This window comes from Caballeronia sp. (genome assembly GCF_028292365.1).
Lineage (GTDB): Bacteria > Pseudomonadota > Gammaproteobacteria > Burkholderiales > Burkholderiaceae > Caballeronia.
Map to the genome: position 1 here is coordinate 1 of NZ_JAQGMM010000246.1, position 4,767 is coordinate 4,767.

The 4,767-nt window shown below is 60.4% G+C and carries 6 protein-coding genes; 5 read left to right on the forward strand and 1 reads right to left on the reverse strand.

Features of this window, described 5'->3' with window-relative positions; all coding sequences use genetic code 11:
* From JWR14_RS15530 to JWR14_RS15545, 4 genes are all read left to right on the forward strand, one after another.
* The coding region (locus JWR14_RS15530; RefSeq protein ID WP_299708224.1) for a hypothetical protein at positions 1-210 on the forward strand (210 nt) is incomplete at its 5' end.
* A gap of 51 nt (positions 211-261) precedes the next feature.
* Positions 262-1,188: a glyoxylate/hydroxypyruvate reductase A gene (locus JWR14_RS15535; protein ID WP_299708226.1), complete on the forward strand. Its 927-nt coding sequence runs from the start codon at positions 262-264 to the stop codon at positions 1,186-1,188.
* A gap of 190 nt (positions 1,189-1,378) precedes the next feature.
* Positions 1,379-2,815, forward strand: coding sequence for an aspartate aminotransferase family protein (locus tag JWR14_RS15540; RefSeq protein WP_299708228.1), 1,437 nt, complete (start codon positions 1,379-1,381; stop codon positions 2,813-2,815).
* Positions 2,816-2,871: 56 nt separating this feature from the next.
* Complete coding sequence (locus JWR14_RS15545) at positions 2,872-3,369, forward strand: winged helix-turn-helix transcriptional regulator (protein WP_062089182.1); 498 nt, start codon at positions 2,872-2,874, stop codon at positions 3,367-3,369.
* Between the two features lie 6 nt (positions 3,370-3,375).
* Here JWR14_RS15545 and JWR14_RS15550 read toward each other — a convergent pair whose 3' ends face one another.
* Entirely contained in the window at positions 3,376-4,287 is a 912-nt protein-coding gene (locus JWR14_RS15550; protein WP_299708239.1) for a LysR substrate-binding domain-containing protein, read from the reverse strand.
* A gap of 143 nt (positions 4,288-4,430) precedes the next feature.
* Here JWR14_RS15550 and JWR14_RS15555 point away from each other — a divergent pair.
* A partial coding sequence (locus JWR14_RS15555) for an isocitrate/isopropylmalate family dehydrogenase (RefSeq protein ID WP_299708237.1) occupies positions 4,431-4,767 on the forward strand: 337 nt, incomplete at its 3' end.

Sequence of the window (4,767 nt, forward strand, 5' to 3'; positions counted from 1 at the left end):
ATGAATAGAAACTGCACGCTGTGGACACTTAGGGTAGCGTGTTTTAAAAGCGTTTTCTTTGCTTCGTTTCTTTGTCGCTTTGGACAAAGAAATGACGCGCCGCCACGCGCAGTGGCTAATAGTGATAAAGAGAATAGCCAACCCAAGCAGGCCGCTAAAGCCAAAAGCAGCAACCCGGCATTGACCCAAACCGCTAACGCCAGAACCTAGCAACCCGGCACTAACCCCGACCGACCGCTCCCCCCCAAAAAAACGAACACCATGACATTTCTCTACAAGGGCAGTTCCGACCGCGGAACCCAATGGGCTAGGCTCTTCGCCCAAAAAGCCCCAGAAATCCCCTTCCACATATGGCCAGACACCGGCGATCCCGCAAAGGTCCGCTACCTCGCCGCCTGGCAACCACCCGAAGACCCAGCCCGCACCCTACCGAACCTCGAAGTCATATTCTCAGTCGGTGCAGGCGTCGATCAATTCGACCTTTCCGGCGTGCCCGAACACATCCCCGTAGTCCGCATGATCGAACCCGGCATCGTAGAAGGAATGCTCGAATACGTGACCCACGCCGTACTCACCATTCACCGCGACCTCGTCGACTACCAACTCCAGCAGCAACAAAAAACATGGAACCCCCTGCCGGTACGCGCAGCATCATCCCGGCGCATCGGCGTACTCGGCCTCGGCGTACTAGGCACCGCCGTGCTGGAACGGCTGAAACTATTCGGCTTCCCCTGCGCCGGCTGGAGCCGCTCAGGACGAGACATCGAAGGCGTCGAATGCCATGCCGGTGCCAGCACGCTCGACACCTTCCTCGCCCGCACCGACATCCTGATCTGCCTGCTCCCCCTCACCGACGCCACCCGTGCCATGCTGAACGCCGCGCTATTCAACAAGCTGCCACGCGGTGCATCGCTGATTCAAACCGGCCGCGGCCCGCATCTGAACCAGGATGACCTGCTCGCCGCACTCGCGAGCGGCCAGATACAAAACGCCATCCTCGACGTCACCGACCCCGAACCGCTGCCGCAAACACATCCGCTATGGACGCACCCGCGCGTGCGGATCACGCCGCACATCGCCAGCGAAACGCGACCGGACAGCGCCGTGGAAGTCGTGCTCGACAATCTGCGACGCCATCGCAAAGGCCTGCCGATGATCGGACAAATCGATCGCAGCCGCGGTTACTGACTTTGGCCGCTCGCCAGAGCAAATCACGGCAAATCATCGTTTTTACGCGCCCGTGGCAGAAAATGCTGCGGACGCGCTGCAAAACGCGGCATCCGCGCTATTTCACGAATTGTTTAGGACGTCGGACTCCTGCCCTTCTTCTCTAGTATGGAACGGTCATCAGCCCCTTTCCGCGACGAGAAAAATCCCCATGTCGATCCAATCGCTCATTGAAGCCGACCGTAAACATCTGATTCATCCGGTCATCAACTACCGTGCCCACGAAGCTCGCGGTGTCACCGTGCTCGAATCCGCCAGCGGCGCATTCCTGCGCGATGCCGAAGGCAACGAACTCCTCGACGCGTTTTCCGGCCTCTGGTGCGTCAACGTAGGCTACGGCCAGCCAAGCATCGTGAAAGTAGCGGCCGAACAAATGGCCCGCCTGCCCTACGCCACCAGCTATTTCCACTTCGGCAACGCACCCGCGATCGAACTGGCCGAGAAACTGGTCGAGCTGTCACCCGCCTCGCTGCAGCACGTGTATTTCACGCTGGGCGGTTCGGACGCAGTCGACTCCGCCGTGCGTTTCATCACGCATTACTTCAACGCGACTGGCCGGCCTTCGAAGAAACACATCATCGCGCTCGAACGCGGTTACCACGGGTCATCGGCGGTCGGCGCAGGACTCACCGCACTGCCGGCGTTCCATCGCAACTTCGACCTGCCGCTGCCGAACCAGCATCACATCCCGTCGCCGTACGCGTATCGCAACAATTTCGCCGACGACGCCGCGCTGATCACCGCGTCCGTCGCCGCACTGGAAACGAAGGTCGCCTCGCTCGGAGCAGATAACGTAGCCGCGTTCTTCTGCGAACCCATCCAGGGCTCAGGCGGCGTGATCGTGCCGCCATTCGGCTGGCTGAAAGCCATGAGCGAAGCGTGCCGCAAGCTCGACATCCTGTTCGTCGCCGATGAAGTCATCACCGGTTTCGGCCGGACCGGCCCGCTGTTTGCCTGCCAGGCAGAAGACGTCGAACCGGACCTGATGACGGTCGCCAAGGGCCTGACAGCCGGTTATGCACCCATGGGCGCGGTATTGATGTCGGATGCCGTGTACCAGGGCATCGCAAACGGCGACGCCGCCGCGATCGTCGGTCACGGTCATACGTATTCGGCGCACCCGGTCAGTGCCGCCATCGGCCTCGAAGTGCTGCGCCTTTATCACGAGGGCGGCCTGCTTGCGAACGGCATTCGCCATGCCGGGCGTTTCGCACGCGGCCTCGACGCGCTGCTGGCCCATCCGCTGGTCGGCGATTCACGTCATCGCGGATTGCTGGGGGCGCTCGAACTCGTCTCCGATAAGGAAACCAGACAGGGCTTCGATGCAGCGCTTAATTTGTCCGACCGGATTACGGCTGCCGCATATCGGAACCGTCTGGTGTTCCGTGCGTTCGGCGACAACATCCTGGGTTTTGCGCCGGCGCTCAGCTATACGGAAGCCGAGTTTGACCTGATGTTCGAGCGCCTCGAGAAAACGCTCGACGACGTGCTCGCCGAACCCGAGGTCCGCGCCGCGCTGAAGCTTGCAGCGGCGCCAGGCGCCGTAAGCGGCGCCCAAGGCAAGGTGAAAACCCACGTAGCTGCGTGATAAGATCGAATCACAATTTTGAGACGATCCCACGCAACTGGAGCGACACCCTGACGATGAGCAGCGAAGGCAAGCTTGACCGCATAGATCTGCGCATCCTTTCGCAATTGCAGAAGAAAGGCCGCATCACGAATGTCGAGCTGGCCGACGCGGTCGGGCTCTCGCCGAGCCCATGCCTGATTCGCGTGAAGCGGCTGGAGAAGGCGGGGTATATCGTCGGTTATGGCGCGCAGATCCAGTTGGAAAAGCTCGGCGACGTGCAGATTGTCTTCACCGAAGTCACGCTTGCCGATCATCGCCGCGAGGACTTCATCAAGTTCGTCGCGGCGATCAAGGACGTGGATGAAATCGTGGAGTGCCATCTGGCAAGCGGCGGATACGACTACCTGCTCAAGTTCGTCACGCGCAGCGTGAGTCACTATCAAAGCATAATTGAAGGCTTGCTCGAACGCGATATTGGCATTGAGAAGTACTTCAGCTTCATCATCATCAAGTCGCCGTTCGTGAAGAACCACTACCCGCTCGAAAGCCTGTTTTCACAGAATCACAGTTAGTGAATCTTAGGGCGCCGGCAGGTTCCATTGCGCGAACTCGTCGGCGAGAAAGTCCACGCATACCCGCACTTTCGCGGATGACGCCAACCGCGCCGGGTACACCGCCCAGACGTTGGCGGGCTGCGTAACATCGGGCAGTACTTGCTGCAACTGGCCGCTCTCAAGCAACGGGCGCACGTCCCACAGCGAGCGCAGCACAATTCCGCGCCCGGCCAGCGCCCATTGCACCGCGACCTCGCCGTGATTCGTCGACAACGGCCCGGTCACCTTGATCGAAACCGGTTCGCCACGCACATGCAAGCGCCACAAACCGAACGGATGATCGCGCTCCTTTATCGCGAGGCACGCGTGGCTCGCGAGATCGGCCAGTTGCTTCGGCGCGCCATGACGCTCCACGTAATCCGGCGAAGCGCACAACACCCGATGATTCGACGCGAGCCGCTTCGCAATCAAATGCGCCGCGATATCGTCGCCAATGCGGATATCCAGATCGAAACCTTCTCCTGCGACGTCCACCAGCCGGTCAAACAGATCCAGGCGCACGCTCAATTGCGGATGCTGGTCGGAGAGACGCGCCAGCGCGGGCGCCACAATATGCCGTCCGAAGCCAAAGCTGCTGGAAATGCGCAGCGTGCCGCGCGGAATCCGGCGCGTGGTGGACACGTCCTCCACGAGATGATCGACGTCGTCGAGAATTTTTTCGGCCCACGCGTAAACGCGTTCGCCCGCCTCGGTAATGGCGACCCGGCGCGTGGAGCGATGCAGCAGGCGCGTGCCAAGGTCGGTTTCGAGCACGCTCACGCGCTTGCTGACATAAGCCGCCGAGACCGACAGGACTTCGGCCGCCGCGCTGAAGCTGGACTTGCGGGCGACCGTGCAGAAGACGCGCAGATCATCGAGATTCGGAGAAGACGGGATATTCATTATTCACGCTTCGTGCACAGTGGCTTAACCAAAACGCTGATTTTAAGCCTTGCAGAGCGGAATAAAATAATAGCCACAGGCTGGTGCCAGCCCGGGTGCAAACCCTTATGCGACAAACCCTTAACAGGATCCCGAACATGACCAAGACCTACAAAATCGCAATCATTCCCGGCGATGGTATCGGCCGCGAAGTAATGCCCGAAGCCATCCGCGTGCTCGACGCCGCCACCAGGCGCTTTGGCGTTTCGATCGAATACAAGCACATTGAATGGGCGAGCTGCGAGTACTACCTGAAGCACGGCCAGATGATGCCCGACGACTGGAAAGCGCAAGTGCAGGACTGCAACGCCATCCTCTTCGGCGCGGTCGGCTGGCCTGACACCGTCCCCGATCACATCTCGCTGTGGGGCTCGCTCCTTAAATTCCGCCGCGAATTCGACCAGTACATCAACCTGCGCCCTGCGCGTTTGTTCG

Bases quoted from the DNA above. Each gene is read 5' to 3' on its own strand.
- JWR14_RS15535 (WP_299708226.1), top strand. From the start codon at position 262: ATGACATTTCTCTACAAGGGCAGTTCCGACCGCGGAACCCAATGGGCT.
- JWR14_RS15540 (WP_299708228.1), top strand. From the start codon at position 1,379: ATGTCGATCCAATCGCTCATTGAAGCCGACCGTAAACATCTGATTCAT.
- JWR14_RS15545 (WP_062089182.1), top strand. From the start codon at position 2,872: ATGAGCAGCGAAGGCAAGCTTGACCGCATAGATCTGCGCATCCTTTCG.